The sequence below is a fragment of the Streptomyces klenkii genome (assembly GCF_003626645.1).
GTDB classification, from domain to species: domain Bacteria; phylum Actinomycetota; class Actinomycetes; order Streptomycetales; family Streptomycetaceae; genus Streptomyces; species Streptomyces klenkii.
The window spans coordinates 121,231-147,807 of the sequence record NZ_RBAM01000012.1; the positions used below are offsets into that span (position 1 = coordinate 121,231).

Consider the following 26,577-nt stretch of genomic DNA (forward strand, 5'->3'; position numbering starts at 1 on the left):
GGCGGTAACAGCCTGGCGCGCAGGCGGTGACAGCGGGCCACCTCTAAAAGGATCGCTTTGAGAATAGAATAGAATTCATTATTTGCCTTATAGATCCGCCGTTGTTAGCTTGCGAATATGACCTCGGCACAGCGCACCAGCATTCCGTGGATACCGATGGCGGCGACCGCGCTGCTGTGGGGTTCCGCGTTCACCGCCATTCAGGTGGCGCTGCCGGACTATTCCCCGGCCGCCATCGCGCTCCTGCGCATGGCCATCACCGTCGTCCTCCTCCTGCCGTGCCTGTTCCTGGGCCGCATCGGCCGGCTGCGGCGCGCCGACGCGCTGCGCATGGCGGCCTTCGGCCTCACCGGGATGACGGCCTATCAGGTGCTGCTGTGCGCGGGCGAGCAGAGCGTGGACGCGGGCACCGCGGCCATGCTGATCGCCGCCTCCCCGGTCTTCACCACCGTGCTCGGCATGGCCTTCCTCGGCGACCGGCCCGGCAGGCGCGGCCTCGCCGGCCTGGGCGTGGCGCTCGCCGGTGCGCTCACCGTCGCCGTCACCTCGGGCGGCGGGAGCGGCTCGCTCATGGGCGCGCTCCTGGTGCTGGGCGCCGCCGCCACGCAGGCGACGTCGTTCGCGCTGCAAAAGCCGCTGCTGAAGAGGTACTCGGGCGCGGAATGCGTCTTCTACGGCAGCCTGTTCGGCATGCTGCCGCTGCTGCCGCTGGCCCCCGGGGCGGTGGGGCAGATCGCGGCGGCCGACGGGCATCGCACGCTGGCCGTGCTGTGGCTGGGCGTGGGCTGCACCGCGATGGCCTTCTGGACCTGGTCGCGGACGCTGCGGGCCACGACGGCATCGACGGCGTCGCTGGTGCTGTACGCGGTGCCGGTCGCCGCGCTCGGCCTCGACGCGGTGTTCCTCGGGAACCTGCCGTCGCTCGACGCGGCCGTGGGCGGGCTGCTGGTGCTGACGGGGGTTGCGGTGGCCGCGGTGCGGAGGGCGCCGAAGGCGCCGGAGCCGGTGGCTGAGCGCGAGCTCGCCGGCAGCAGGCGCTAGGTTCCCGGGGCTCCGCCCCGGGCCCCGGGCCTCAAACGCCGGACGGGCTCTTCTCAAGCCTGAGTTCGTCCCACTGCACCGTCTCGTCGCACCACCGGTCCAGCAGCACCCTGTCGTGGCCCACCGCCAGCAGCCCCGCGCCGCTCTCGGCCCGGTAGTCCTCCACGACCGCCACGAGAGCGGCCGCCGTCGACGCATCCAGCATCGCCGTCATCTCGTCGCAGATCAGCCAGCGCGGGCGCAGGACGAGGGCCCTGGCCAGGCAGGCGCGCTGCAACTGGCCGTCGCTGACCTCGTGCGGCCGCCGCCCGAGGAGTTCCGCGGAGAGCCCGACGCGCCCGGCCAGTGCGGCCACCGCCCCTGCCGCCTCGTCCCGCCGGCCGGTCGCGCGCAGCGGTTCCGCGATCAGGTCGGTGAGCCGCATGCGCGGGTCCGCGGCGAGCCGGGGCTGCTGGAAGACCACGCCGAAGGCCGTGCGCTGCTCGCGCGTGGCGCGGTGGCGCGCGCCGCGGACGGGGTCGCCGTCGACGACGACCGTGCCGGAGTCCGGCCGGTGCAGCAGGGCGGCCACCCGGGCCAGGGTGGACTTGCCGCAGCCGCTGGGGCCGAGCAGGCCGACGGCGCTGCCGGCTCCGATCGTCAGGGAGACGCCGCGGACGACGGGCCGGCGCGGGTCGTAGCCCGCGGTGATACGGCTCAGCTCAAGCACGCGAGGACTCCTCCGGGTGAGGGCGGGCGACCGGATGGTGGCAGGAGACGCCGTCGGTGGTCGCCGGGAGCGTCCCGCAGAGGTCGCTCGCCCGTGCGCAGCGGGCCGCGAAGGCGCAGCCGGCCGGCAGGTCGCCGAGTTCGGGCGGCATGCCGGGGATCGGGGTGAAGGCGCGTTCGGGGAGGGCGTCGAGCAGGGCGCGGGCGTAGGGGTGGCGGGGGCCCGGCTCGCCGAAGAAGGCGGGGGCGCCGGTGATTTCCACGATGCGGCCCGCGTACATGACGGCGACGCGGTCGGCGACGCGCCGGGCCGCCGCGAGATCGTGGGTGATCATCAGCAGGGCGCGGCCGGCGTCGGCGTGCCGCCGCAGTTCGTCCACCGTGCGGTCGACGAGGTCGCGGTCGAGGCCGGTCGTCGGCTCGTCGGCGAGCAGGAGCGGGGCGTCGCCGACGAGGGCGAGGGCGGTGGCCGCGCGCTGCGCGAGGCCGCCGGAGAGCTGGTGGGAGTGGCGGTCCAGGTGGCTCACGGGGAAGGCCGCCCGCTCCGCCGCGGCTTCGGCCGCCGCCCGCAGCCCGGCCCTGGGGACGCCCGTCAGCTCCCGGACGGTCTCCTCCAGCTGGGAGCGCACGGTGCGGACGGGGGTGAGGTGGGCGGAGGGGCTCTGCGGTACGAGGCCGATGCGGCGGCCTCGTACGGTACGGGCCAGGGTGCGCTCGTCGGCCGCCAGGAGATCGAGGTCGCCCATGAGGGCCCGGCCCGTGGCCGCGGCGTTGCGCGGCAGCAGGCCGAGCAGGGCCGAGGCCAGGACGGACTTTCCGCAGCCGCTCTCACCGATGAGGGCGAGGCATTCGCCGGGGCCCAGCTCGAACGAGGCGTCGGTGACGGCGGCGACCTCGCGGCCGCCGCGCATGCGGAAACGTACGGAGAGATTCCGTACGGACAGGACGGGGTCCACCGCCGGTACGGGATTCGCGGTCGGTACGGGGTTCGCGGCCGGTACGAGGCTCACAGCGTCAGCTCCGATCGGCGCCGCGGGTTGAGCCGTTCGCGCCACGCGCCCGCCAGCCCGGCCACGGCCAGGGTGGGGACGATGATGAACAGCCCGGGGAAGAGCGTCGGCCACCAGTCGCCCGCCAGGAGGGAGCCGCGCGCGCTCTGGACCATGTTGCCGAGGCTCGCCTGGTGCGTGGGCAGGCCCAGGCCCAGGAACGACAGGGCGGACTCGTGCCAGATGGCGTGCGGGACCATCAGCACCGCCGCGAGGCCGGCCTGCGGCAGGACGGCGGGGAGCAGGTGGCGGACGGTCACCCGCCGGCGTGACGCGCCGCCGGACACCGCCGCGTCGATGTACGGGCGCGAGCGCAGGGACAGCACCTCCGCTCGTACGATGCGCGCCGTCGACAGCCAGTGCGTGACGACGACGGAGGCGACGACGGGCCAGACGCCCGGGCGGAACATCGTGACGACGAAGATGCCGAGCAGCAGGTGCGGCACGGACGAGAAGAGGTCGACGAGCCGCATCAGGACGCGGTCCGCCCAGCCGCCGAGCGCGCCCGCCGCCGCGCCGACGGCCGTGCCGATCACGGTGGCGGCGAGGGCCGCGGCGACGCCGACGAAGAGGGAGACGCGGAGCCCGTACACGCTGCGCAGCAGCAGGTCGCGGCCCACTTCGTCGGTGCCGAAGGGGTGCGCCCAGGTGGGCGCCTGGAGCTTTGCGGCCAGGTCGACGGCCTGTTCGTCGAGGGGGACGGCGAACGGCACGGCCAGCGCGGCGAGGACGACGGCCGCCGTGACGGCGGCGGAGACGCCGGTGCGCATCCGGACACCCCGCACCCGGATACCCCTCCTCCGGTTAACCCGCATCCGGTCACCCATCGAAGCCCACCCTCGGGTCCGCCAGGCCGTACAGCAGGTCGGCGAGCAGGTTGCCCGCGAGGACGGCGGCGGTGGCGAGCACGGTCAGGGCGGCGAGCAGCGGGAAGTCGACCTTGGTCGCGGCTTCCACGGTCGCGGAGGCGATGCCCGGCCAGCTGAAGACGGTCTCCACCAGCAGGGCGCCCGTGATGAGTTCGGGGATGCGGGAGCCGGTGAGGGTGAGGACGGGCAGCAGGCCGGAGCGCAGGGCGTGGCCGAGCAGGACGGTGCGTTCGCGCAGGCCGCGGGCGCGGGCGCCGCGCACGGGGTCCTCGGCGAGGGCGTCGCCGACGCCCTGGCGCACGTACAGCACGAACCAGGGCAGCTGGGAGAGGGCGAGCACGGCCGCGGGCAGGACGACGTGGGAGGCGATCTGGCCGGGCGTGGCGGCGTCGCTGCCGGTGTCGGTGAGGCCGCCGGCGGGCAGGGCGTCGAGCTTGAGGGCGAAGAGCCAGATGGCGAGGAGGCCGAGCCAGAACGGCGGGGCGGCTTCCAGCGCGTACGCGAGCGAGGTCACGGCCCGGTCGAACAGACCGCCGCGGCGGCGTGCCGCGAGGACGCCGAGCGCGGTGCCGGCGGTGACGGCCAGGGCGAAGGCGATGCCGCACAGCAGGACGGACCAGCCGACGCGTTCGCCGATGACCTGGGCGACGGGCTGGCGGAGCGAGGCGGAGACGCCGAGGTCGCCGGTGAGGGCCGAGGTCAGCCAGTCCCACCAGCGGGCGGTGAAGGGCCGGTCGGCGCCGAGATTGTCGCGCAGCTGGTCGAGGACGTCCTGGCGGGCGCCCAGTGCGGCGCTGCCCGCGTACGCCTTCGCCGGGTCGAAGGGCGAGGCGGCGGCGAGGGCGAAGACGCCGAAGGTGACGGCCGCCAGGACGGGGACGGCGGCGAGGAGCCGCCGTCCGGCCATGCGTGCCATGGGCCCCCACGGAAGCCCGGCCGTACCGCGGGTCACTGCTCGGGCTGCCAGTCCTCGACGTTCCACCAGGGGCCGGCGCCGAGGCCGTGGTCGTGCGGCTCGACCTGGGTGGAGAGGTTCTTCCACTTGTCGTTGACGACGTAGAGGTGGTCGATGTGAGTGAGGAAGGTGTAGCCGGGGTTGTCGGCGAGGCCCTGCTGGACCTTGTCGTAGGCGGCCTTGCGGGCCGCCTTGTCGCCGCTGCGCCGGCCTTCTTCGAGGGCCTTGTCGACGTCGGGGTTGCTGTAGGCGGCCATGTTGTTGAAGCCGTTGAGGGCGAGGGAGGAGTGCAGGAGGTTGTAGAGGTCGAAGTCGGGGTCGGCGGGGTTGCCGTCGCCGGCGAGGACCGCGTCGTTCTTCATGCGCGGCTCGATGACCTCCCAGGTGCCGCTCTGCACCTTGACCTCGATGCCGGCCTTCTTGGCGTCGGAGGCGAAGGCGAGGGCGTGCTCCTCGCGGAGCTTGTCACCCGCGGGGAACCAGAGGGTGAAGGCGGCGCGCTGTCCGTCCTTCTCCCGGATGCCGTCGCCGCCGGTCCGCCAGCCCGCGTCGTCGAGGAGCTTCTTCGCCTTGTCCGGGTCGTACGGGCGCTCGGTGCCCTTGGCGAACCAGTCGCTGCCGGTGGGGACGGGCCCGTATCCGGCGCGGCCGGCGCCTTCGAGGAGCTTGTCGACCATGGCCTTGCGGTCGACGGCGAGGTCGAGGGCGCGGCGCACGGCGAGGTCGCCGGTGACCTTGTTCGCGGTGGGGAGGGTCACGCCGCGGAAGTCGGTGGTGCGGGCGGTGACGGTCGTCTTGGACTTGTCGTCCTTGAAGCCCTTGGCGAGGTTGGGCGGCAGGATGGCGCCGTCGAGGTCGCCGGAGCGCAGCCGGGTGGCGCGCACGTCGTCGTCCTTGATGATCGCCATCGTGAGCTTCTTGACCTTCGGCTCGCCGCCCCAGTAGCCGGGGTTGGCCTTGAAGGTGAGCTTCTCGCCCTTGCTCCAGCCGGTCAGGACGTACGGGCCCGTGCCGATCGGGGCGGTGTTGAAGGAGCCGGAGTTGACGTCCTGGCCCTTGGCCGCGTGCTCGGGGACGATCGGCAGCACGGTGCGCTCGGCGAAGGGCGCGTAGGGGTACTTGAGCACGAAGACGACGGTGTCGTCCCCGGCGGCGGTGACCTTGTCGATGGCGTCGAGCTCGCCCTTGGCGGCGTTGTTGGTCTTCTCGTCCAGGATGGTGCGGTACGTGAAGACCACGTCCTGGGCGGTGAACGGCTTGCCGTCGCTGAACTTCACGCCTTTGCGGAGCGCGAAGGTGTACGTACGGCCGTCGTCGGCGACCTTCGGCAGCCCGGCGGCGAGGGCCGGCTGGAGCTTCATCGAGGCGTCGCGGCGCAGCAGCCCGTCGAAAATCTTGGAGTTGCCGTCCTTGCCGTAGCCGAGGAGGGGGCTGAGCGTCTCGGGCTCATTGGCCAGGCCGACGACGAGGGAGTCCTTGGCGCCGCCGCCCCCGCCCGGTGTCGAACAGGCCGCCGCACCTGCCGCGAGAACGCCTGCCATGGCCGTGGCGGCCACTCCCCGTACGGACCGGGCCGTCATGCCCCACACCTCTGCTCGTTTACTAGCTTCTACTTGCTTTTGCGAACCACTCGCAATTAAACAATACGCAAAGGAATGACCAGGGGGCGGGGCCGGTCGAGCCCGGGTCAGGCGAGATCTCATGCAAGGACACCAGACCCATGCCACACAGCACGCCGACGCCCCATGCCGATGCCTTCGGGGCGCACATCGGGCTCGTCGTGACCGCTCTTGTCGTGACGGCCGCCGTGGTCTTCGGCGAGCCGCGGTGGTACGTGATCATCGCCGGGGTCTGCGCGGGGTGGTTCGCCGTCGCCCTGGCGGTGGTGTTCCTCCGCGGGGGCCGCGGGTGGGACGCGCTGCGGCGGGCGTACATCGCGACCTTCGGGTGGGGCGACTACGTCTCGCCGTGAGGGGCGCCTGATCCGGCGGGGTCCTCGCCGCGCGGGGGTGGGGCCGTCGACGCTCGGGGGAGCAGGGTCGGGGTCGCGTCCTGGATTCGGTGGGGTGGGGCGCCGTTCAGGAGGGACAGGAGGTGTTCCGCCGCTCGGCGGCCGAAGGCCGGGGTGTCGCGCGTGAGGGACGTCAGCGCGGGGTGGGTGTTGCGGCAGAGGGCCGAGTCGTCCCACGCCACCACGGACACGTCCGCCGGGACCGAGAGGCCGCGTTCCGCGGCCACCGCCAGGCCCGCCACGGCCATCACGTCGTTGTCGTAGACGATCGCCGTGGGCGGGCGGGGGCCGGTCAGGGCGCGGCGGGTGGCCTCGGCGCCCTGGGCGTCGGAGTAGTCGGTGGTCACCGACCGCACGTCGGGCAGTTCCCGGCGGGCGGCCTCGGCGCGGAGGCAGGCCATGCGGCGGCGGGTGTGGGCGAGTTCGGGCAGGCCCGCGATGTGGGTGATGCGCCGGTGGCCCAGGGTGTGCAGGTGGTCGATGATCGAGGTCATCGCGGCGGTGTCGTCGGCCCAGAGGGTGGAGATCGCGGCGTACGGGGGGCCGGGCGGGCCGTCGGGGGCACCGACGACGACGGCGGGCAGGCCGAGCTCGTCCAGCAGGCCGGGGCGCGGGTCCTCGGCGCGCGGGTCGACGACCAGCAGGCCGTCCACGCGGCGCTCGGCCCACCAGCGGCGGTAGACCGCGCACTCGGCGCCGAGGTCCTCGACGACCTGGAACAGCAGCCCGAAGCGGCGGGCGGCGAGGGCTTCCTGGATGCCGGAGACCAGTTGCAGGAAGAACGACTCGACGCCCAGGGTGCGGGCGGGGCGGGCCAGGACGAGCCCCACCGTCGCCGCGCCTTCGCCGGACAGGGCGCGGGCCGCGGTGCTCGGCTGCCAGCCGAGCTGCTCGGCGACGCGGCGCACGCGCTCGCGCGTGGCGTCGGAGACGCCGGGGCGGCCGTTGAGCGCGAACGACACCGCGCTCTCCGAGACGCCGGCGCGGCGCGCGATGTCCTTGATCGTCGGCCGGCGGGGCGGTGTGCGGCGCATCCCATCCCCCCTCCACCGGATCCCGCGGGTGCCGCGGCTCCTGGACGTCAACACACTAAAGCGCATTAGTGGTTGACGGAAGTATTGACTAACTCCCTTTCCCGGGGCACCTTTTGGACCGCACCTCCCGGCCCCGACCGAAGGAGACCGCCGGCCATGCCGATACCCCGCAGAGCCGCCGCCGCAACCGTTCCGCTGCTCGTGTCCGCCCTCACGCTGACCGCCTGCGGCTCGGGCGGCACGGACTCCGGAGGCGGTGACGCGGGCGGGAAGCCGGAGGGTGACATCACCTTCCAGACGTGGAATCTGCGCAGCAACTTCAAGGACTATTTCACCGGTCTGGTCGCGGAATTCGAGAAGGCCAACCCGGGCGTCCGCGTCAAATGGCTGGACCAGCCCGCCGACAACTACGCGGACAAGCTGAGCGCCGACGCCGCCGCGGGCACCCTCCCCGACGTCGTCAACGTCTCTCCGGACCTGTCCTACCCCCTGGCCAAGGCCGGGCTGCTGATGAACCTCGACAAGGAGCCGGCCGCGGCGGAGTTCAAGGGCGAATACACCCCGGAGGCGTGGCAGGGCAATGCGCTGCCGGGCCTGGGCGGCTCGTACTCCTTCCCCTGGTACCTCAACACCGGCCCGCTCTTCTACAACAAGGCCCTGTTCCGGCAGGCCGGCCTCGACCCGGAGAAGCCGCCGAAGAACTACGGCGAGCTGTTCGCGGCGGCCCGGACGATCGCGGAGCGCTCGGGCGGCAGGACCGCGACGCTCGGCGGGACGCCCGCCGTGGAGGACTTCGGCCGCTACGGCGTGCGACTGATGAACGGCGACGCCACCCGGTTCACGTACAACGAGCCGAAAGGCGTGGAACTGCTCACCGAGTACAAGAAGCTCTACGACCTCGGCGGCCTCGACCCGCAGTCCCTGACCAACACCCCGGACAAGACGGGCCAGAAGTTCCTGGAACAGAAAGTCGCCATGAACCCCGGCAGCGCCCACGACCTGGAGAACTTCAAGAAGAACGCCCCCGGCCTCTATCGCGAGCTCGGCATCACCGACGCCCCCAACAACACGGGCAAACCCAATATGTACGTCATGGGCCTCGGCGTCAGCAGCCGCAGCAAGCACAAGGCCGCGGCGGTCGCCTTCGCCCGCTTCGTGACGGACCGGAAGAACCAGGAAGCGTTCGCCCATAAGGTCGCGGTCTTCCCCAGCACCAAAGGCTCCCTCGACGATCCCTACTGGACGAAGGACGACGGCACCGACGAGGGCCGCGTACGGGTGGCCTCGGCGAAGATGCTGAAAGGGGCGGTCAATTACACGCCGGTCGTGCTCAGCGAAGAGATGAAGACCGTCCTCAAGAACGAGGTCGCCAAGGCCCTCCAGGGAAAGAAGACACCCCAGCGGGCCCTGGACGACGCGGTCGCGCAGAGCGACAAGCTGCTCAAGCAGGGCTGACGGGCGTGAAGCACGTACGTACGCACCGGGCCGCGAGCCCCTGGCTCTTCCTGCTCCCCGGCCTCGCCACCGTCACCGCCTTCAGCCTCTACCCCTTCCTCACCACGCTCCACAAGGCCTTCACCGACGCCCTCACCCTCACGCCCGGCGCGTGGGTGGGCCTGCGCAACTTCCGGGACATGGCGCACGACGAGCAGTTCTGGGTCGCGCTGCGCAACAGCGGCCTGTACGTGGTCCTCGTCGTGCCCTTCACCGTGCTGCTGCCGCTGCTGCTCGCGCTCCTGGTGCAGAAGCGGATCCCGGGCGTCACGTTCTTCCGGTCCGCGTTCTACACGCCCGTCGTGGCCTCCAGCGTCGTGGTGGCCCTGATCTGGGGGTGGATGCTCGACGACCGGGGCCTGGTGAACGGCATCCTGCGGGTGCTCGGGGCCGGGCCGTTCGCCTTCCTCGGCGACGAGTGGCTGCTGCTGTTCAGCGCGATGGCCCTGACGGTCTGGAAGGGCCTCGGCTACTACATGGTCATCTACCTGGCGGCGCTGGCACACGTGCCGCGCGAGCTGTACGAGGCGGCGGCCGTCGACGGCGCGGGCGCGCTGCGGCGCTTCACCGCCGTGACCGTGCCCGCCGTGCGCTCGACGATGGCCCTGGTCGGCGCCCTGTCGTCGGTGGCCGCCTTCAAGGTCTTCTCCGAGGTCTTCCTGCTGGCGGGCCCCACCGGCGGCCCGGCCGGGCAGGACACCACGCTCGTCATGCTCGTCCAGCGCACCGGTACGGGCCTCAACGGCCGGGTCGGCTACTCCTCCGCGCTCTCGCTGGTGGTCTTCGCCGTCGCCCTGCTGCTGATGCTGCTGGTGCTGCGCGCCGACCGGACGAGGCGGCCGGAATGAGCCGTACCACCCCTTGGGAGAAGGCCGTACGGTACGCCCTCCTCCTCGCCGTGCTGGCGCTGACGGTCGGCCCGTTCCTCTGGCAGCTGTCGACGTCCCTCAAGAGCACCACCGAGGACGTCTACACCTCCCCGCCCCGCTTCCTGCCGTCCCACCCGACCGCGCACAACTACGCCGCGGTCGCGGACATCATCCCCGTGTGGGACTACGCCCTGAACTCCCTCAAGGTCGCCGCCGCGAGCGTCCTCACCAACCTCGCCGGCGCCTCGGCGGCCGGTTTCGCGCTCGCCCGGCTGCGGTTCCGCGGGCGCAGGGCGGCAGGGCTGGCGTTCGTGGCGGCGGTGCTGGTGCCGCTGGAGTCCATCGTCGTGGCCCAGTTCACGATGATGCGCGACCTGGAGCTCAACAACACGCTCGTGGCCGTCGTCCTGCCCGGCGCGGTCGGCGCGCTCAACGTCCTGCTGATGCGCAACGCCTTCTCGAACCTGCCCTACGAGATCGAGGAGGCGGCCGTCATCGACGGCGCGAACGTGTGGCAGCGGTTCGTGCGGATCGCGCTGCCGTCCGTACGGGGCACCCTCGCCGTCGTCGCGGTCTTCTCCTTCATGGGGGCGTGGGACGACTTCCTGTGGCCGCTGATCGTCCTGTCCGACCCGGACCGCTTCACGCTCACCGTCGGCCTGAACTACCTGCACGGCACCTTCCAGCAGGATCCGCGGCTGGTCGCCGCCGGCACGGTCATCGCCGTCGCTCCGCTGGTCGTGATGTTCGCGTGCCTCCAGCGGTACTTCTTCCGCGGCGTCGGGGAGGGCGCCGTCAAGGGCTGACACCCGCCACCCCCACGACACCCGCAGCAGAAGGGACACCCCCGCCCCATGCGCTTCGGCGTCAACTACACCCCCGCCCGCGGCTGGTTCCACCACTGGCTGGACTTCGACCTGGACGACGTCCGCGCCGACCTGGACTCCATAGCGGCGCTCGGCCTCGACCACATCCGCGTCTTCCCCCTCTGGCCGCTCTTCCAGCCCAACCGCACCATGATCCGGCCGCGCGCCGTCGAGCAGCTCGTGAGCCTGGTGGACGCGGCCGGCGAACGCGGGCTCGACGTCAACGTGGACGGGCTCCAGGGGCACCTGTCCAGCTTCGACTTCGTCCCGTCCTGGACCACCACCTGGCACCGCCGCAGCCTCTTCGCCGACCCGGACGTCGTCGACGCGCAGGCCCGCCTCCTCACCGAGCTCTCCGGCGCGCTCGCCGACCGGCCCAACTTCCTCGGCATGACCGTCGGCAACGAGTTCAACCAGTTCTCCGGACCGCCCCACCCCGACCCCGACCGCATCCGCCCCGCCCAGGCCGGCCGCTGGCTGCGCCGCATGCTCGCGGCCTGCGAGGAGGGCGCGCCCGGCAGGACCCACCTGCACGCCTCGTACGACGCCGCCTTCCACGACGGCGAGCACCCCTTCACACCCGCCCACTCGGCACGGCTCGGGGCCATGACCGCCGTGCACTCCTGGGTCTTCAACGGCACGGCGCAGCGCCACGGCCCCGGCGGCGCGGCCGAACACCTCGCCGCCTACCTCATCGAGCTGTCCAAGGCCTGGGCCGACGACCCGGCCCGCCCCGTATGGCTCCAGGAGACCGGTGCGCCCGCCCCGCACGTCCCGCCCGGCCGCGCCGCGGCGTTCACGGAGGCGACCGTCCGCCACGCGCTGGACTGCCCCGGCCTCTGGGGCATCACCTGGTGGTGCTCCCACGACGTCGACCGCGCCCTCGCGGACTTCCCGGAGCTGGAGTACGGGCTGGGCCTGCTGACCAACGACCGCGAGGTCAAGCCGGCCGGGGAGGTGTTCGCACGCCTCGCCCGGGAGCACCGGGAGCACCGGGAGCACCGGGAGCACCGGGAGCACCAGGCGCACCGGGACGATCACGGCGGCCCCGCGCCGCGGCGGACGGCCCTGGTCCTGGACGCGGGCGATCCCGAGGACGCGCCGGGGCGGGCCGTGTGCGCGCCGGGCGGGGCGTTCTTCGAGGCGTGGATGCGGGTCGCCTCATGCGGGGGGCGGCCGGCGGTCGTGCTGGCCCAGCGGGCCGGGGAGGCAGCGCATTTGGCGGCGCGGGGCATCGCCGAAGTCGTCGAGATCTCCGAGGTCGTCGATGTCGCCGAGGAGCCGTCATGAACGTCACACGCCGACAGGCTTTGGCCACCGGCGCCGCAGGGCTCGCCTCCGTCGCCCTGCCCGCCGGGCGGGTCGCGGCCGCCGCCGGCCCCTCCCCCGCCTCCCTCCAGCCGTACGCCTCCTACTGGTTCCCCGACAGCCTGCCGGCCGGGTCGCCCGCGCCCGGGGTCGTCTGGCGCAGCCTGGCCGCCTGGGATCCCGCGAAGGATCCCGACCTGCCGTTCAACCGGGCGACCGTGCCGCTCGCCGCGCGCTTCGCTCCCCCGCCGCCCAACGCCACCGCCCGCGCCGGCCGGGCCCGCGTCAGCGCGCTCGCCGCGTTCGCCCACACCTCCGGGAACCCTTCGCAGGGCGCGCCGACCGCCGACTTCTACGCGCTGACGCACTGGGCCTACCTCGACGAGCTGGTCTTCTGGGGCGGCTCCTCGGGCGAAGGGCTCGTTCTGGCGCCCAACGCGCCCGTCGTGGACGCGGCCCACCGCAACGGCGTGCCCGTGCTCGGCACGGTGTTCCTGCCGCCCGCGGCGTACGGCGGGCAGTTGCAGTGGACGCGGGACCTGGTGCGGCGCGGCCCGGACGGCGGCTTCCCGCTGGCCGACCAGCTGGTCCGGGTGGCGCGGGCGTACGGCTTCGACGGCTGGTTCGTCAACGCCGAGACCGGCGGCGGCGACGCGCGGCTCGGCGCCGACATGCGCGACTTCATCGCGTACCTCCGGGCGCAGGGCACGGCACGCGGCAAGGCGTGGGAGGCGGGACTGCGCGTCACCTGGTACGACGCCATGGTCGTCTCCGGCGGCATCGCCTGGCAGAACCGGCTGAACGACCAGAACGCGCCGTTCTTCCGCGCCGCGAGCTCGATGTTCCTGAACTTCAACTGGGACCGGGCGGGCCTCGTCTCCTCCGGCGACCTCGCGCGGGGCATGGGGCGCGGCCCGTACGAGCTGTGGGCCGGGATCGACGTCGAGGCGCGCGGCTGGGACACGTCCGTGGACTGGGACGCCGTCGTCCCGGCGGCCGGCCCGCACGTCGCCTCGTACGGCTTCTACCGCCCGGAGTGGACGTGGACGAGCCTGCCCGCCGGGGCCCGCGGCCCGGCCGCCTTCCACGCGCGCGACGACCGCTTCTGGTCCGGTCAGCGGCTGGATCCCGCGGCGCCGGAGGCGGGGCCGTGGCGGCCGCCGGCCGCGTCCGTCGCGGACCGTTCCACGCTCACCGCCCTGCCGTTCGCCACGACCTTCAACACCGGTCACGGCCTCGGCTGGTACGAGAAGGGCCGGCGCACGGGCGAATCCGCGTGGAACCACATGGGGCTCCAGGACCGGCTGCCGGGCCGGCGCTGGGTGATCCGTACGGCGGGTCCGCGGCCGGCCGTCGGCTTCGACTTCGACGACGCGTGGCGGGGCGGCAGCAGCCTCCTGGTCTCCGGCGCCCTCGCCGGGCCGGCGGAGGTCGGGCTGTACGAGGCCCGGCTGCCGTTCTCGGAGGCCACGGTCGTGGAGCTGACCCACCGTACGGACCCCGGTTCCGCGGCGGTGCGCGTCGAGCTGGCGGTCGCCGTGGACGGCGGCGTCGCGTACCTCCCGGCCGGTGTCCTGCGCGCGGGCGGCCGCGGCTGGGCCACCGCGACGGTGCGGGCCGGAGCGAAGCTGCGCGGCCGCACGGGGCGGACGCTCCGGGCGCTCGGCGTCCGGCTCACCGCACCGGACGGCGGTGCGGTGCGCTGGCGGCTGGGCCGCCTGGCGGTGCGCGACGCGGCCCCCGCCGCGCCCGCCCCGCCCGTGGCCCCGGCGGTCACCGCGTCGCGCTCAGGGACCGGCGGCACGGCCGAGCTGCGCCTGGCCTGGGGCGCCCCGGCGAGCGCGGCGGTACGCCAGTACGAGCTGCGCCAGGCGCTGCCCGGCGGGCGCTTCCGCTTCCTCGGCGGCACCTGCGGGCATGCCTACTACGTCCCGGCGCTGCGTCGTACGGACGGCGAGGCGGCCACCCGGATCGAGGTGCGCGCCGTGGACGAGCTGTACACCGCGTCCGCCCCCGCTTCCGTCACCTTCCGCTGGTGATCCGGTAGCGACTGGTGACCCGTAACGAGACGACCTCCAGTAGGGAATCGACCTAAGGAAACCGACCTGATGCACAACGACCGCACCATCACCGAAGCCCGGCTGAAGCGCGTGCTGGACGAGCGCATCCGGCCGGCCGTGTACCCCGAGTCGGTGCCGCTGTCCGTCACCGTCTGGAACGCGCCCGGCGAGCCCGTCCCGGTGGCCGAGGGGATCGCCGCCGGGGGCGTGCCGATCGAGGCGGGCGCGGCCTGGGGGCCGCCGTGGGGCACGAGCTGGTTCACCGTGGCGGGCAGGGTGCCGCGGGAGTGGGCGGGCCGGACGGTCGAGGCCCTGCTGGACCTGGGGTTCGACGAGAACATGCCGGGCTTCCAGTGCGAGGGGCTGGTCTACCGGCCGGACAGCTCGCCGGTGAAGGGCCTCAACCCGCGCAACCAGTGGGTCCGGATCGCCGAGCGGGCAGCCGGCGGCGAGGACGTGCTGCTGCACGTGGAGGCGTCGTCCAACCCGGTGATCCTCGACTACCACCCGTTCGTGCCGACCGAGCTGGGCGACCGGGAGACGGCGGACGGCGCGCCGCGCTACCGGCTGGCGCGCATGGACCTGGCCGTCTTCGACCGGACGGTGTGGGAGCTGGTCCAGGACCTGGAGGTGCTGGAGGGGCTGATGGCCGAGCTGTCCGCGGACGCGCCCCGCCGCTGGGAGATCCTGCGGGCCGTCGAGCGCGCGCTGGACGCGGTCGACCTCCAGGACATCGGCGGTACGGCGGCGGGGGCGCGCGAGCGGCTCGCCGCGGTGCTGTCCGCGCCCGCGCACGCCTCCGCGCACCGGATCAGCGCGGTCGGGCACGCGCACATCGACTCGGCGTGGCTGTGGCCGCTGCGCGAGACGGTGCGCAAGGTCGCCCGCACGACCGCGAACATGACCGCGCTGCTGGAGGACGAGCCGGAGTTCGTCTACGCCATGTCGCAGGCGCAGCAGTTCGCGTGGATCAAGGAGCACCGGCCGGAGGTGTACGCGCGGGTGAAGAAGGCGGTCGCGGACGGCCGCTTCGTGCCGGTGGGCGGCATGTGGGTGGAGTCGGACACGAACATGCCGGGGTCGGAGGCGCTGGCCCGGCAGTTCGTGCACGGCAAGCGCTTCTTCCTGGAGGAGTTCGGGATCGAGACGGAGGAGGTGTGGCTGCCGGACTCCTTCGGCTACTCCGCCGCGCTGCCGCAGCTGGTGCGGCTGGCGGGGGCCAAGTGGTTCCTGACGCAGAAGATCTCGTGGAACCGGACGAACAAGTTCCCGCACCACACGTTCTGGTGGGAGGGCCTGGACGGCACCCGGGTCTTCACGCACTTCCCGCCGATCGACACGTACAACGCGCAGCTCTCGGGCGGGGAGGTCGCGCACGCGGTCCGCAACTTCCGGGAGAAGGGCGGGGCCACCCGCTCGCTGGCGCCGACGGGCTGGGGCGACGGGGGCGGCGGCACGACGCGCGAGATGCTGGCGCGGGCGAAGCGGCTGGCGGATCTGGAGGGCTCGGCGCGGGTGGCCTTCGAGAAGCCGTCGGCGTTCTTCGAGAAGGCGCACGCCGAGTACGGCGAGGCGCCGGTGTGGGTGGGCGAGCTGTACCTGGAGCTGCACCGGGCGACGCTGACCAGCCAGGCCCGCACCAAGCAGGGCAACCGGCGCGCGGAGCACCTGCTGCACGAGGCGGAGCTGTGGGCGGCGACGGCGGCCGTGCGGGCGGGCTTCCCGTACCCGTACGAGGCGCTGGACCGGATCTGGAAGACGGTGCTGCTGCACCAGTTCCACGACATCCTGCCGGGCACGTCGATCGCGTGGGTGCACCGGGAGGCGGCGGTGGCGTACGCGGCGGTGGCCGCGGAGCTGGAGGAGATCGTCGCGGGGGCGCTGGCGGCGCTGGCGGGCGACGGCCCGGGAGGCGGGACGATGGTGTTCAACGCGGCGCCGCACGGGCGCGGGGAGGCGCCGGCCTTCGGCGCGGCGGCCGCCACCGGGCCGGTGCGGTCCGCAGCGCCCGAGCCGCGCGAGGGTGGCGGGTTCGTCCTCGCCAACGGCGCGCTGCGCGTCGAGATCGACGGCAGGGGCCTGGTCGTGTCGGTGTACGACGTGGCCGCGGACCGGGAGACGCTCGCTCCGGGCGCGGCCGCCAACCTGCTCCAGCTGCACCAGGACTTCCCGAACATGTGGGACGCGTGGGACGTGGACCACTTCTACCGGAACACGGTGACCGACCTGACGGACGCCGAGACGGTGGAAGTGGTGGAGACGGCGGACGCAGCGGCGGTGCGGGTGGTGCGCGCCTTCGGGTCGTCGCGCGTCGAGCAGCGGATCTCCCTGCCGGCGGGCGAGCGGCGGCTGGACATCGCCACGGAGGTCGACTGGCACGAGACGGAGAAGTTCCTCAAGGCCGCGTTCCCGCTGGACGTGCACGCGGACCGGACGGCGGCGGAGACCCAGTTCGGCCACCTGTACCGGCCGACGCACACCAACACGAGCTGGGACGCCGCCAAGTTCGAGGCGTGCGCGCACCGGTTCGTCCACCTGGAGGAGCCCGGCTGGGGCGTGGCGGTCGTCAACGACTCGACGTACGGCTACGACGTGACGCGCACGGTCCGCCCGGACGGCACGGGCACGACCACGACGGTGCGGCTGTCCCTGCTGCGGGCCCCCCGCTTCCCCGACCCGCGCACCGATCAGGGAACGCACCGCTTCCGGTACGCGCTGGTGCCGGGCGCGTCCGTCGGCGACGCCGTGCGCGAGGGCTACCGCATCAACCTGCCCGAGCGGCGGGTGCCGGGCGGCACCGCGGTCCGGCCGCTGGTCCGCGTCGGGAACGAGGCGGTCGTCGTCTCCGCGGTGAAGCTCGCGGACGACGGCAGCGGCGATGTGGTCGTGCGGCTGTACGAGTCGCGGGGCGGGCGGGCACGGGCCCGCCTGGAGGCCGGCTTCCCGCTCGCTTCGGCCTCGGTGTGCGACCTCCTGGAGCGGCCGCTGGCCGCGGCGGGGGCGGACGGTGACGCCGTCCCGCTGTCGCTGCGGCCGTTCCAGATCCTCACGCTGCGGCTGGGGCGGCGCGACTAGGCCGGCTCCGTCCGGGCCACCGCTCCGCGCCGGCGGGTGACGTGACGCCGGCGCGGAGCCGGAGGGTGCCCGGACATGCCGGCCGTGCCCCGGGCCGTCACGCCGGTCGTCAGGCCGGGCGTCAGGCTGGGCGCGGGATGTAGGCCAGGCCGTGGGCGCCGGACAGGCCGAACGCGCCGAGGTCCAGCCGGGACAGGCGCTGCATCGTCTCCAGGTCGACGATGTCGACGGTGGAGGAGACGACGCAGGACACGTAGGCGAGCCGGCCGTCGGGCGACGCGTTGATGGTCAGCGGGACGACCCCCGTCCCGACCTCGCCCAGTTCCTCGCGCGAGCCGGCGGAGAACACCCGCAGGCGGCCCGCCGCGTGGTTCCGGATCCCGGACACCAGGTCGAAGTCCCCGCCCAGTTCGCCCGCGAGCAGCTTGCCCGTCGACGTCACGTGCACGGGCATCACCACGTCCTTGGTGGGCAGCGTGTCCACGACGGTCGCCGTCCGGGTGTCGATGACCCGGATTCCGGCGGACGACCCCTCCTCGCCGGTGGCGCCGAAGGGGCGGGCGTAGGGCGCGGCGACGAAGAGGTGCGCGCCGTCGGCGGAGAGGGCGAGCCCCTCGCTGCCCGGCATCTCGATCCTCGCGGTGAGGGTGCGCTGTTCGAGGTCGACGACGGACACGAACGGCGTCTCCTTGTTGGTGGAGTACCCCGTCCGGCCTTCCGGGCCGACGGCGAACCAGTGCGGGACGGGCGCGTCGAGGCCGATCCTGCCGAGGGGGCGGCGGGTGTCCGTGTCGATCACCACGACGCCGCCGGGCCGGTCCGCCGAGGCCTCCACGGTGACGTAGAGGCGGTGGTGCGCCGTGTCCAGCGCGAGGCCGTGCGGCCCGTGTTCGGGGGCGAGGTCGATGACCTCGACGATGCGGCGCGCGTCGGGGTCGATGACGGTCAGCTCGGTGCGGCGGCCGGTGTTCTCGGCGTAGTGGCCCGAGTGGTACGTCGTGACGCACCACAGGAGCCGCTGCGTCGGGTCGTAGACCAACTCGTGCGGCTCGGGGATGACTTCGACGGCGCCGAGGTGCCGGTCGGAGGCGGCGTCGAAGAACGAGACGGTCGCACCGACCTGGCTGACCACGGCCAGGACGTCGCCTTCCCGGCCGGCGCGCGGGGACTGCCGGGTGACCGGTGCGGAGGACGCGGAGGACATCAAGGGCTCCTTGAGCGAGACGATTTCGCGGATGTCTCCACCCTCGGCGCAGGAAAGGCCCGGAACAATGCAAAGATAGGCACCTAATCATTGACTCAAGCGCAAAAATGCAGCTCAGGAGCCTTAATGGATCTCAACTTGCTGCGCGTCCTGGATGCCTTGCTCCAGGAGAACAGCGTGACCCGCGCCGCCGAGCACCTCGGCACGTCGCCCGCGGCGGTCAGCCGCACCCTGGCCCGGCTCCGCCGTGCCGTCGGCGATCCCCTGCTGGTCCGCGCGGGCCAGGGCATGGTCCCGACCCCGCGCGCGCTGGAACTCCGGGAGGAGGTGAGCGCGTTGCTGCGCGACTGCGACAACGTCCTGCGGCCCGGGGCCGGCTTCGACCCCGCGCACCTCCGGCGCACCTTCACCGTGCAGACCAGCGACCTGCTCCTGGCGGGGCTGACCGGCACCCTGACCGAACGGATCCACGCGGAGGCCCCGCACGTGGACGTGGTCTTCCTCTCCGAAGCGCTGGAGGGCGGCCCCGGGCTGCGGCAGGGCTCGGTCGACGTCGAACTGGGCGTCCTCGGGCACCTGGACCCCGAGATCCGCACCCGGCACCTCGCCCGGATGCCCCTGGTCGGCATCGCCCGCAGCGGTCACCCCCTCTTCGAGGGGCGGATCGACGCCCGCCGCTTCGCCGCGGCCGGCCACATCGGCATCTCCCGCCTCGGCAAGCGCCTCGGCCCCATCGACAGCGCGCTCGCGGAGCTCGGGCTGCGGCGCCGGGTCGCGGTCGTCGTCCCCAGCCACACGGGCGCGATGGTCCTCGCCCGCGACACCGACCTCGTCTCCCTCACCCTGGCCGACTGGCTCCCGGGCACGGTCGCGGCACTGGGGCTGCGCACCTTCCCCATCCCCCTCGACCTGGAGCCGCTCGATCTCGGCATGGCCTGGCACCCCCGCAACGCGGCCGACCCGGGGCACCGCTGGTTCCGCGAGCACCTGGCGGCCTCGGTCCTCGACCCGTCCTCCGGCCCGGGGAGCGACGGCCCGTAGGGATGCGCGGAGGGCCCGGAGCCGGGTGATGCGCGCCGGACTACGGTGGCGGTGTGACGACGTATGTGGCGCTGCTGCGCGGTATCAATGTGGGCGGCAAGAAGCGCGTTCCGATGCAGACCTTGCGGGAGCTGCTCTCCGGCATGGGGTGCGGCTCCGTCCGCACGCACCTCAACAGCGGCAACGCCGTGTTCACGCACCCCGGGCCGGATCCGGACGAGCTGGCCCGCGAGCTGGAGCGGGCGATCGAGCGCGAGCTGGGCTTCGCGGTGACGTGCATGGTGCGCGACGCGGGCGACATGCGCCGTGTCGTCGACGCCGACCCGTTCGCCGGCCGGGCGGTCGATCCTGCCCGGTACCTGGTGACGTTCCTGGCCGGGCCCGCCGATCCCGCCACTGTGGCGGACGTCGACGCGGCGGCGTACGCGCCGGAGGAGTTCGTCCTGGCCGGGCGCGAGCTCTACGTGTACTACGCGGCGGGCATCCGCGACGCGAAGCTCGCCAAGGTGCTCACGGAGCGCCGCCTGGGCACGGCGGGCACCGGGCGCAACTGGAACACGGTCACCAAGCTGGCCGCCATGGCGCAGGAGACGCAGCAGTCGGAGGAGCCGGGCGCGGCCGGGGGGTGACCGCGGCGCAACCCCCCGCCCGCGGCTCAGCCGGATGAGGTCTCCGCTTAGCATGCGGGCATGAAGCTGCGTTTTCCCCGCCTGCGCGGGCGACGGCTCGCCGCCACCGCCGCCGCGGCCGTCGTGCTCGCCGGCGGCGGCACCTGGGCCGTGGCCTCCGGTGCGGGCGGCGATCCGCCCGTGCACCGCGAGGACCGCTTCATGCCGATGCCGGAGGCGCCCGGCGGCAGCGGTTCCGTGCGCATCGACACGTCGTTCTTCACGGCGGGCGGCACGGGCCGCAGGCCCGCCGTCCTGCTCGCGCACGGCTTCGGCGGCAGCAAGGACGACCTGCGCGGGCAGGCCGAGGAGCTGGCGCGCTCCGGCTACGCGGTGCTCACGTGGTCCGCGCGCGGCTTCGGGCGCTCCACGGGGCGGATCGGGCTCAACGACCCCGACCACGAGGTCGCGGACGTGAGCCGGCTGCTCGACTGGCTGGCCACGCGCCCCGAGGTGGAGCTGGACGGGGACAAGGACCCCAAGGTGGGCATCGCGGGCGGCTCGTACGGCGGCGCGATCGCGCTGCTCGCGGCCGGTCACGACAAGCGCGTCGACGCGATCGCGCCGCAGGTGACGTACTGGAACCTCGCCGACGCGCTTTTCCCCAGCGGGGTGTTCAAGAAACTCTGGACGGGGATCTTCTTCACGTCCGGCTCGGCCGCTCCGGGGCCCGTCACGGGCGGCAAGGCCGGCGCGGCCCAGGGCGGCGGCGCGCAGGCGTCCCCTTCCGCGGCGCTCGGCTGCGGGCGGTTCGAGAAGCAGCTGTGCGAGATGTACGAGCGGGTGGCGGTGGCCGGCAAGCCGGACGCGCAGGCCCGCGAGCTGCTGGAGCGCCGCAGCCCCTCCGCGGTCGCCGGCCGCATCAAGGTGCCGACGCTGTTCTTCCAGGGCCGGACCGACTCGCTCTTCCCCCTGGACCACGCCGACGCCGCGGCCGGGGCGATCGGCCGCAACGGCGCGCCGGTCGCCGTCGACTGGATCGCCGGGGGCCACGACTCCGGCATCGGCGAGACCGACCGGACCCTGTCGCGCACGCGCGCGTGGTTCGACCGCTACCTCAAGGGCGACGAGAGCGCGGACACGGGGCCCGCCTTCCGGGTCAGCAGGACGGGCGGCATCGACACCACCGACGGCAAGGCACAGTTGCGCGGCGCGAGCGGCGAGCGCTATCCGGGCCTGCGGAACGACCCGCGGACGGTCGCGCTGTCCGGGCGCCGGCAGACCTTCGCCAACCCGCCGGGGGCGGCGCCGCCCGCGATCTCGGCCGTGCCCGGGGTCGGGGCCGCGGCGTCGCAGCTGTCCGGGCTCGGCCTGGGGCTGTCGCTCGACTTCCCCGGCCAGTACGCCCGCTTCGACTCGGCGCGCCTGGACGAGGGCGTGCGGGTGACGGGGTCGCCCGCGGTGAAGGTGAACGTGGCCTCCGACACGGGCGAGGCGGTGCTGTTCGCCAAGGTCTACGACGTCGGCCCCAACGGGCAGCAGGTGCTGCCCGCGCAGCTCGTCGCGCCCGTGCGCGTGACGGACGCGAAGGGCGGCCGGACGGTGGAGCTGCGGCTGCCCGCGATCGACCACACCTTCGAGTCCGGGCACCGGATGCGGCTCGTCCTGGCCGCCACCGACCTGGGCTACGCCTCCCCGGCGGCGCCCGCCACGTACGGCGTCTCCCTGGAGGGCGGGCTGAGCGTGCCGACCGCGCCGGACGTGCGGACGGCCTCGGCCGCGCTGCCGTGGTGGACGTGGGGGCTGCCGCTGGGCGGTGCGGTCGTCGCGGCCGTCCTGCTGCTGACCGGGCGCCGCCGGGTGACCGCCCCGGCGCCGGACCCGGCCCTCGCCGGGGTGCCGCTCCAGATCACCGGGCTGAGCAAGCGGTACGCCAAGTCCGCCGACCGGTACGCCGTGCGGGACCTGTCGTTCCGGGTCGAGCGCGGCCAGGTCCTGGGTCTGCTGGGGCCGAACGGCGCCGGCAAGACCACGACGCTGCGCATGCTCATGGGGCTCATCCGCCCGGACGGCGGCGAGGTCCGCGTGTTCGGGCAGGCGGTGCGGCCGGGCGCGCAGGTGCTGTCGCGGGTGGGGGCGTTCGTGGAGGGCGCCGGCTTCCTGCCGCACCTGTCCGGGCGCGCCAACCTCGACCTGTACTGGCAGGCCACGGGCCGGCCGGCCGAGGACGCGCACCTGGACGAGGCGCTGGACATCGCGGGGCTCGGCCCGGCCCTGGAGCGCGCCGTGCGGACGTACTCGCAGGGCATGCGGCAGCGGCTCGCGATCGCCCAGGCCATGCTGGGCCTGCCGGACCTGCTGATCCTGGACGAGCCGACGAACGGGCTGGACCCGCCGCAGATCCGGGAGATGCGCGAGGTGATGATCCGTTACGCGGCGGCCGGCCGGACCGTCATCGTCTCCAGCCACCTCCTCTCCGAGGTCGAGCAGACCTGCTCCCACCTGGTCGTCATGGACCGCGGCCGCCTGGTGACCGCCGGTCCCGTCGCGGACATCGTCGGCTCGGGCGACACGCTGCTCGTGGGCGTGGAGGGCGAGGTGTCCGAGGTGACGGCGGAGAAGGTGGCCGCGCTGCCGGGGGTGGCCTCGGCGGTACGGGCCGAGGACGGCCTGCTGGTGCGGCTCGACGGCACGAGCGCGCCGCAGCTGCTGGCGGAGCTGGTCCGGCTGGAGGTCCCGGTGGCGCGCGTGGGTCCGCACCGCCGCCTGGAGGACGCGTTCCTGACCCTGATCGGAGGCCCGGCGTGAGCGCTGCGGTGAACGAGGCGCAAGTGGCCGGCGAGTCCGCTCCCGGCTACCGGGCGCGGCACACGCTGCCCCTGCGCGTGGAGGCGATGCGGCAGCTGCGGCGGCGCCGGACGATGGTGGTCGGGGCGGTGCTCGCCGCGCTGCCGTTCGTGCTCATCGCGGCGTTCGCGATCGGCGGGCAGCCGAGCGGGCGCGACGGGCGGGTCACGCTCATCGACACCGCCACGGCGTCCGGAGTGAACTTCACGGCGACGTGCCTGTTCGTCTCGGCGGGCTTCCTGCTGGTGGTGCCGGTCGCGCTGTTCTGCGGCGACACGGTGGCGTCCGAGGCCGGCTGGTCGTCGCTGCGCTACCTGCTGGCGGCGCCGGTGCCGCGGACGCGGCTCCTCGTCAGCAAGCTGACGGTCGCGCTGGCGTTCAGCGCGGCGGCGATGGTGCTGCTGCCGGCGGTGGCGCTGGCCGCGGGCACGGCCGCGTACGGCTGGGGCCCGTTGCAGATCCCCACGGGCGGTTCGCTGCCGGGCACCACCGCCGTGGGCAGGCTCGCGATCGTCGTCGCCTTCGTCTTCGTGGGGCAGCTGGTGACGGCCGGGCTGGCGTTCTGGCTGTCGACGGTCACGGACGCGCCGCTGGGGGCGGTGGGCGGCGCGGTCGGCCTGACGATCGTGGGGAACGTCCTGGACGCGGTGACGGCGCTGGGGCACTGGCGGGACTTCCTGCTGGCGCACTGGCAGTTCGCGTGGGCGGACGCGTTGCAGCCGCGGCTGGAGTGGGGCGGGATGGTGAAGGGGACGGCGGTGTCGGTGGCGTACGCGCTGGTGCTGTTCGCTCTGGCGTTCCGGCACTTCCGGGGGAAGGACGTCGTGTCGTAAGGGCGCGCGTGTCGTAAGGGCGGGCCCCCGGGTCCTCCTGGTGGTCACCCCGCCCCGTACACCTCCCCCGGCTTCCGTGCCCCCGCCAGCAGGCCCCGTACCGCCTCCCCCGCCTCCGCCGGGGTCCAGCGGTCGCCCTTGTCGGCGACCGGGCCCGGGTGCCAGCCCTCCATGACGGTGATGCGGCCGCCCTCCGCGGCGAAGACCTGGCCGGTGACCCCGGCCGCGCCGGCCGAGCCGAGCCAGACGACGAGCGGGGAGACGTTGCCGGGGGCCATGGCGTCGAAGCCGGCGGCGGGCGCGGCCATGGCCTGCGCGAACACCCGCTCGGTCATCCGGGTGCGGGCGGCGGGGGCGACGGCGTTGACCCGGACGCCGTAGCGGCCCAGTTCGGCGGCGGCGACGAGGGTCAGGGCGACGATGCCCGCCTTAGCTGCTGCGTAGTTGGCCTGGCCGACGCTGCCGAGCAGCCCGGCCCCGGACGTGGTGTTGACGACGCTCGCCCGCGGCGTCCGCCCGGCCTTGTGCTCCGCGCGCCAGTGCGCGGCGGCGTGCCGCAGCGGCAGGAAGTGGCCTTTGAGGTGGACGGCGACGACGGCGTCCCAGTCGTCCTCGCCGAGGCTGACGAGCATCCGGTCGCGCAGGATGCCGGCGTTGTTGACGAGCGTGTCGAGCCGCTCGTAGGCGCCGAGGGCCGCCGCGACGAGGGAGGCGGCGCCCTCGTCCGTGGAGACGTCGCCGCTGTGCAGGACGGCTTCGCCGCCACGACGGCGGATCTCCGCCACGACGGCGCGCGCCTCGCCGGACGAGGACCACACGTCGTTCACGACGACCCGCGCACCCTCCGCTGCGAAGGCGAGGGCGTGCGCCCGGCCCAGGCCGCGGCCGGCTCCGGTGACGGCGGCGACGCGCCCGGTGCAGATTCCGCTCATGCCGGCGGCTCCTCGTGGTGGAGGTCGTGGCCGACGTGGTGGTCGGCTTCGTGATCGGCTTCCTGGTCGACTTCGTGGTTGACGGTGGCGGCGGCGAGGAAAGCCGGGCGTTCCCCGCCGCCGTGGACGAGCAGTTCGGCCCCGGTGATGTGGGCGGCGTCGGCGGAGGCGAGGAAGACGGCGGCGGCGCCGATCTCGTCAGGCTCGGCGAGCCGTCCGGCGGGGACGGTGCGGGCGACGGCGGCGAGCCCGGCCGCGTCCCCGTAGTGGCGGCGGGCTGCTTCGGTGCGCACCATGCCGGGGACAAGGGTGTTGACGCGGACGGCCGGCGCCCATTCGACGGCCATGGTGCGCGCGAGGCTGTGCAGCCCGGCCTTGGCCGCTCCGTAGGCGGCGGTGCCGGGCGAGGGCCGGGTGCCGCTCACGCTGCCGACCATCAGGATGCAGCCGCCGCCGGGCTGTCCGCGCATCAGCGGGTACGCGGCGAGCGACGCGGTCAGCGGTGCGACGAGGTTGAGGGCGAGGACGCGGGCGTGCCGGTCCGCACCGGCCGCGGCGAGCAGCCGGAAGGGCGTGCCGCCCGCGTTGTTCACGAGGACGTCGAGCCGCCCGTACTCCGCGGCCACACGGTCGAAGAGGGCGGTGACGGCGGCCGGGTCGCGCAGGTCCGCGGGCAGGTGGCGGGCCGTGCGCCCAGCGGCGGTGACGGGACGGTCCGGTGGCCGGCGGGCGCAGACGACGACGCGGGCTCCGGCGCGCAGGAAGGCCCGCGCGATGCCCGCGCCCACGCCGCGCGTGCCGCCGGTGACGACGACGGTGCGTGCCCCCGTACCTGCCGTACTTCCCGTGCCCCTCGTGTACCCCGTACCGGCCGGCATGGTGCCACCTCCCGCGGCGGGTCGTCCGCTGCTACCGTCGAACCACGGCACTACCTAACAAACGTTTGGTGGAAAGGTAGCGGATCCTCCGATGAGTGTCTCCACCTCACGCCCCGAACCGGCCGTCGCCGTCGTCACCATGGACTTCCCGCCCGTCAACGCCCTGCCGGTGCAGGGCTGGTACGACCTGGCGGCCGCGGTCGGCGCGGCCGGGGCCGATCCCGCGGTCCGCTGTGTCGTGCTGGCCGCCGCGGGGCGCGGCTTCAACGCCGGCGTGGACCTCAAGGAGATCCGGCGCTCCCCCGGCCACGAGGCCCTGCTCGGCGCCAACCACGGCTGTGCGGCCGCCTTTTCGGCGGTCTACGACTGCCCGGTGCCGGTGATCGCCGCCGTGCACGGCTTCTGCCTGGGCGGCGGGGTCGGCCTGGCGGGCAACGCGGACGCCGTCGTCGCCTCGGAGGACGCCGTGTTCGGCCTGCCGGAGCTGGACCGCGGCGCGCTCGGCGCCGCGACGCACCTGGCCCGGCTCGTCCCCCAGCACCTCATGCGCACCCTCTACTTCACCTCCCGCACCGTCACCGCGCACGAGCTGCACCGGCACGGCTCCGTCTGGCGCGTCGTGCCGCGCTCCGCTCTGCGGGCGGCGGCCCTGGAGCTGGCGCGGGAGATCGCCGCGAAGGACGGTGCGCTGCTGCGCCTGGCGAAGGCCGCGATCAACGGCATCGACCCGGTCGACGTGCGCCGCAGCTACCGCTACGAGCAGGGCTTCACCTTCGAGGCGGGCCTGTGCGGCGTGGGCGACCGCCTGCGCGAGGCGTTCGGGCAGCAGGAAGAGCAGCAACACGAAGAGGAACAGCAGGAGAGGGAGCAACAACAGGAAAAGGAGCAGCCGTGA

The 26,577-nt window shown here is 73.9% G+C and carries 22 protein-coding genes; 13 read left to right on the plus strand and 9 right to left on the minus strand.

Going from position 1 to position 26,577, the window contains the following annotated elements:
* Window positions 1–117 precede the first annotated feature (117 nt).
* Window positions 118–1,041 (plus strand): DMT family transporter, encoded by a 924-nt coding sequence (locus tag D7231_RS26370; RefSeq protein ID WP_120758042.1) that lies wholly within the window; start codon window positions 118–120, stop codon window positions 1,039–1,041.
* A gap of 31 nt (window positions 1,042–1,072) precedes the next feature.
* Here the strand turns inward: D7231_RS26370 and D7231_RS26375 are convergent, their stop codons facing one another.
* The 5 genes from D7231_RS26375 to D7231_RS26395 form a co-directional block, all read right to left on the minus strand.
* On the minus strand, window positions 1,073–1,750 hold the full coding sequence (locus D7231_RS26375; protein WP_120758043.1) for an ABC transporter ATP-binding protein: 678 nt from the start codon (window positions 1,748–1,750) through the stop codon (window positions 1,073–1,075).
* Entirely contained in the window at window positions 1,743–2,660 is a 918-nt protein-coding gene (locus tag D7231_RS26380; RefSeq protein WP_120758132.1) for an oligopeptide/dipeptide ABC transporter ATP-binding protein, read from the minus strand. The genes D7231_RS26375 and D7231_RS26380 overlap by 8 nt, the downstream gene beginning before the upstream one ends.
* A gap of 95 nt (window positions 2,661–2,755) precedes the next feature.
* Window positions 2,756–3,625, minus strand: coding sequence for an ABC transporter permease (locus tag D7231_RS26385; RefSeq protein WP_120758044.1), 870 nt, complete (start codon window positions 3,623–3,625; stop codon window positions 2,756–2,758).
* Window positions 3,618–4,574 (minus strand): ABC transporter permease, encoded by a 957-nt coding sequence (locus D7231_RS26390; RefSeq protein ID WP_194959566.1) that lies wholly within the window; start codon window positions 4,572–4,574, stop codon window positions 3,618–3,620. The genes D7231_RS26385 and D7231_RS26390 overlap by 8 nt, the downstream gene beginning before the upstream one ends.
* 41 nt (window positions 4,575–4,615) lie before the next feature.
* The gene (locus tag D7231_RS26395; protein WP_120758046.1) at window positions 4,616–6,202 is read right to left on the minus strand and encodes an ABC transporter substrate-binding protein; all 1,587 of its coding nucleotides are present in this window, start codon (window positions 6,200–6,202) and stop codon (window positions 4,616–4,618) included.
* 140 nt (window positions 6,203–6,342) lie between these two features.
* Here D7231_RS26395 and D7231_RS26400 point away from each other — a divergent pair, with 140 nt between their 5' ends.
* Window positions 6,343–6,594 carry a hypothetical protein gene (locus D7231_RS26400; RefSeq protein WP_120758047.1) on the plus strand — a complete coding sequence of 84 codons (252 nt, stop codon included), beginning with the start codon at window positions 6,343–6,345 and terminating at the stop codon, window positions 6,592–6,594.
* Here D7231_RS26400 and D7231_RS26405 read toward each other — a convergent pair.
* Window positions 6,579–7,667, minus strand: a complete 1,089-nt coding sequence (locus D7231_RS26405; RefSeq protein WP_120758048.1) for a LacI family DNA-binding transcriptional regulator — start codon at window positions 7,665–7,667, stop codon at window positions 6,579–6,581. The two genes, D7231_RS26400 and D7231_RS26405, sit on opposite strands and share 16 nt — an antisense overlap.
* A gap of 156 nt (window positions 7,668–7,823) precedes the next feature.
* Here D7231_RS26405 and D7231_RS26410 point away from each other — a divergent pair, with 156 nt between their 5' ends.
* The 6 genes from D7231_RS26410 (at window position 7,824) to D7231_RS26435 (ending at window position 17,339) form a co-directional block, all read left to right on the plus strand.
* Window positions 7,824–9,122, plus strand: a complete 1,299-nt coding sequence (locus D7231_RS26410) for an ABC transporter substrate-binding protein (RefSeq protein ID WP_120758049.1) — start codon at window positions 7,824–7,826, stop codon at window positions 9,120–9,122.
* Entirely contained in the window at window positions 9,119–10,009 is an 891-nt protein-coding gene (locus tag D7231_RS26415; protein ID WP_120758050.1) for a carbohydrate ABC transporter permease, read from the plus strand. Before D7231_RS26410 ends, D7231_RS26415 begins: the two co-directional genes overlap by 4 nt.
* Complete coding sequence (locus D7231_RS26420) at window positions 10,006–10,836, plus strand: carbohydrate ABC transporter permease (protein ID WP_120758051.1); 831 nt, start codon at window positions 10,006–10,008, stop codon at window positions 10,834–10,836. The genes D7231_RS26415 and D7231_RS26420 overlap by 4 nt, the downstream gene beginning before the upstream one ends.
* A gap of 48 nt (window positions 10,837–10,884) precedes the next feature.
* Window positions 10,885–12,186 carry a glycoside hydrolase 5 family protein gene (locus D7231_RS26425; protein ID WP_241999929.1) on the plus strand — a complete coding sequence of 434 codons (1,302 nt, stop codon included), beginning with the start codon at window positions 10,885–10,887 and terminating at the stop codon, window positions 12,184–12,186.
* Window positions 12,183–14,243, plus strand: a complete 2,061-nt coding sequence (locus D7231_RS26430) for an endo-beta-N-acetylglucosaminidase (protein WP_241999930.1) — start codon at window positions 12,183–12,185, stop codon at window positions 14,241–14,243. The genes D7231_RS26425 and D7231_RS26430 overlap by 4 nt, the downstream gene beginning before the upstream one ends.
* Before the next feature lie 69 nt (window positions 14,244–14,312).
* Complete coding sequence (locus D7231_RS26435; RefSeq protein ID WP_120758053.1) at window positions 14,313–17,339, plus strand: alpha-mannosidase; 3,027 nt, start codon at window positions 14,313–14,315, stop codon at window positions 17,337–17,339.
* A 121-nt stretch (window positions 17,340–17,460) separates the two neighbouring features.
* Here D7231_RS26435 and D7231_RS26440 read toward each other — a convergent pair whose 3' ends face one another.
* On the minus strand, window positions 17,461–18,543 hold the full coding sequence (locus tag D7231_RS26440) for a YncE family protein (RefSeq protein WP_120758054.1): 1,083 nt from the start codon (window positions 18,541–18,543) through the stop codon (window positions 17,461–17,463).
* 126 nt (window positions 18,544–18,669) lie between these two features.
* Between D7231_RS26440 and D7231_RS26445 the strand changes: the two genes are divergently transcribed.
* Genes D7231_RS26445 through D7231_RS26460 form a run of 4 tightly spaced genes read left to right on the plus strand, consistent with a single transcriptional unit; the run spans window position 18,670 to window position 23,872 of the window.
* Entirely contained in the window at window positions 18,670–19,584 is a 915-nt protein-coding gene (locus tag D7231_RS26445) for a LysR family transcriptional regulator (RefSeq protein WP_120758055.1), read from the plus strand.
* Window positions 19,585–19,637: 53 nt separating this feature from the next.
* Window positions 19,638–20,213 (plus strand): DUF1697 domain-containing protein, encoded by a 576-nt coding sequence (locus D7231_RS26450; protein WP_120758056.1) that lies wholly within the window; start codon window positions 19,638–19,640, stop codon window positions 20,211–20,213.
* A 60-nt stretch (window positions 20,214–20,273) separates the two neighbouring features.
* Window positions 20,274–23,000: an alpha/beta fold hydrolase gene (locus D7231_RS26455; RefSeq protein WP_120758057.1), complete on the plus strand. Its 2,727-nt coding sequence runs from the start codon at window positions 20,274–20,276 to the stop codon at window positions 22,998–23,000.
* Window positions 22,997–23,872: an ABC transporter permease gene (locus D7231_RS26460; protein ID WP_241999931.1), complete on the plus strand. Its 876-nt coding sequence runs from the start codon at window positions 22,997–22,999 to the stop codon at window positions 23,870–23,872. The genes D7231_RS26455 and D7231_RS26460 overlap by 4 nt, the downstream gene beginning before the upstream one ends.
* A gap of 44 nt (window positions 23,873–23,916) precedes the next feature.
* Here the strand turns inward: D7231_RS26460 and D7231_RS26465 are convergent, their stop codons facing one another.
* Together D7231_RS26465 and D7231_RS26470 are read right to left on the minus strand one after the other, a co-directional pair.
* Window positions 23,917–24,804: an SDR family oxidoreductase gene (locus D7231_RS26465; RefSeq protein WP_120758058.1), complete on the minus strand. Its 888-nt coding sequence runs from the start codon at window positions 24,802–24,804 to the stop codon at window positions 23,917–23,919.
* Window positions 24,801–25,682 (minus strand): SDR family oxidoreductase, encoded by an 882-nt coding sequence (locus tag D7231_RS26470; protein WP_120758059.1) that lies wholly within the window; start codon window positions 25,680–25,682, stop codon window positions 24,801–24,803. Before D7231_RS26470 ends, D7231_RS26465 begins: the two co-directional genes overlap by 4 nt.
* 91 nt (window positions 25,683–25,773) lie before the next feature.
* Here D7231_RS26470 and D7231_RS26475 point away from each other — a divergent pair, with 91 nt between their 5' ends.
* Complete coding sequence (locus D7231_RS26475) at window positions 25,774–26,577, plus strand: enoyl-CoA hydratase family protein (RefSeq protein WP_120758060.1); 804 nt, start codon at window positions 25,774–25,776, stop codon at window positions 26,575–26,577.

Coding starts and splice junctions, on each gene's coding strand:
- D7231_RS26370 (WP_120758042.1), top strand. CDS start 118: ATGACCTCGGCACAGCGCACCAGCATTCCGTGGATACCGATGGCGGCG.
- D7231_RS26380 (WP_120758132.1), bottom strand. CDS start 2,660: ATGCGCGGCGGCCGCGAGGTCGCCGCCGTCACCGACGCCTCGTTCGAG.
- D7231_RS26385 (WP_120758044.1), bottom strand. CDS start 3,625: ATGGGTGACCGGATGCGGGTTAACCGGAGGAGGGGTATCCGGGTGCGG.
- D7231_RS26390 (WP_194959566.1), bottom strand. CDS start 4,574: ATGGCCGGACGGCGGCTCCTCGCCGCCGTCCCCGTCCTGGCGGCCGTC.
- D7231_RS26395 (WP_120758046.1), bottom strand. CDS start 6,202: ATGACGGCCCGGTCCGTACGGGGAGTGGCCGCCACGGCCATGGCAGGC.
- D7231_RS26400 (WP_120758047.1), top strand. CDS start 6,343: ATGCCACACAGCACGCCGACGCCCCATGCCGATGCCTTCGGGGCGCAC.
- D7231_RS26405 (WP_120758048.1), bottom strand. CDS start 7,667: ATGCGCCGCACACCGCCCCGCCGGCCGACGATCAAGGACATCGCGCGC.
- D7231_RS26410 (WP_120758049.1), top strand. CDS start 7,824: ATGCCGATACCCCGCAGAGCCGCCGCCGCAACCGTTCCGCTGCTCGTG.
- D7231_RS26420 (WP_120758051.1), top strand. CDS start 10,006: ATGAGCCGTACCACCCCTTGGGAGAAGGCCGTACGGTACGCCCTCCTC.
- D7231_RS26425 (WP_241999929.1), top strand. CDS start 10,885: ATGCGCTTCGGCGTCAACTACACCCCCGCCCGCGGCTGGTTCCACCAC.
- D7231_RS26430 (WP_241999930.1), top strand. CDS start 12,183: ATGAACGTCACACGCCGACAGGCTTTGGCCACCGGCGCCGCAGGGCTC.
- D7231_RS26435 (WP_120758053.1), top strand. CDS start 14,313: ATGCACAACGACCGCACCATCACCGAAGCCCGGCTGAAGCGCGTGCTG.
- D7231_RS26440 (WP_120758054.1), bottom strand. CDS start 18,543: ATGTCCTCCGCGTCCTCCGCACCGGTCACCCGGCAGTCCCCGCGCGCC.
- D7231_RS26445 (WP_120758055.1), top strand. CDS start 18,670: ATGGATCTCAACTTGCTGCGCGTCCTGGATGCCTTGCTCCAGGAGAAC.
- D7231_RS26455 (WP_120758057.1), top strand. CDS start 20,274: ATGAAGCTGCGTTTTCCCCGCCTGCGCGGGCGACGGCTCGCCGCCACC.
- D7231_RS26465 (WP_120758058.1), bottom strand. CDS start 24,804: ATGAGCGGAATCTGCACCGGGCGCGTCGCCGCCGTCACCGGAGCCGGC.
- D7231_RS26470 (WP_120758059.1), bottom strand. CDS start 25,682: ATGCCGGCCGGTACGGGGTACACGAGGGGCACGGGAAGTACGGCAGGT.
- D7231_RS26475 (WP_120758060.1), top strand. CDS start 25,774: ATGAGTGTCTCCACCTCACGCCCCGAACCGGCCGTCGCCGTCGTCACC.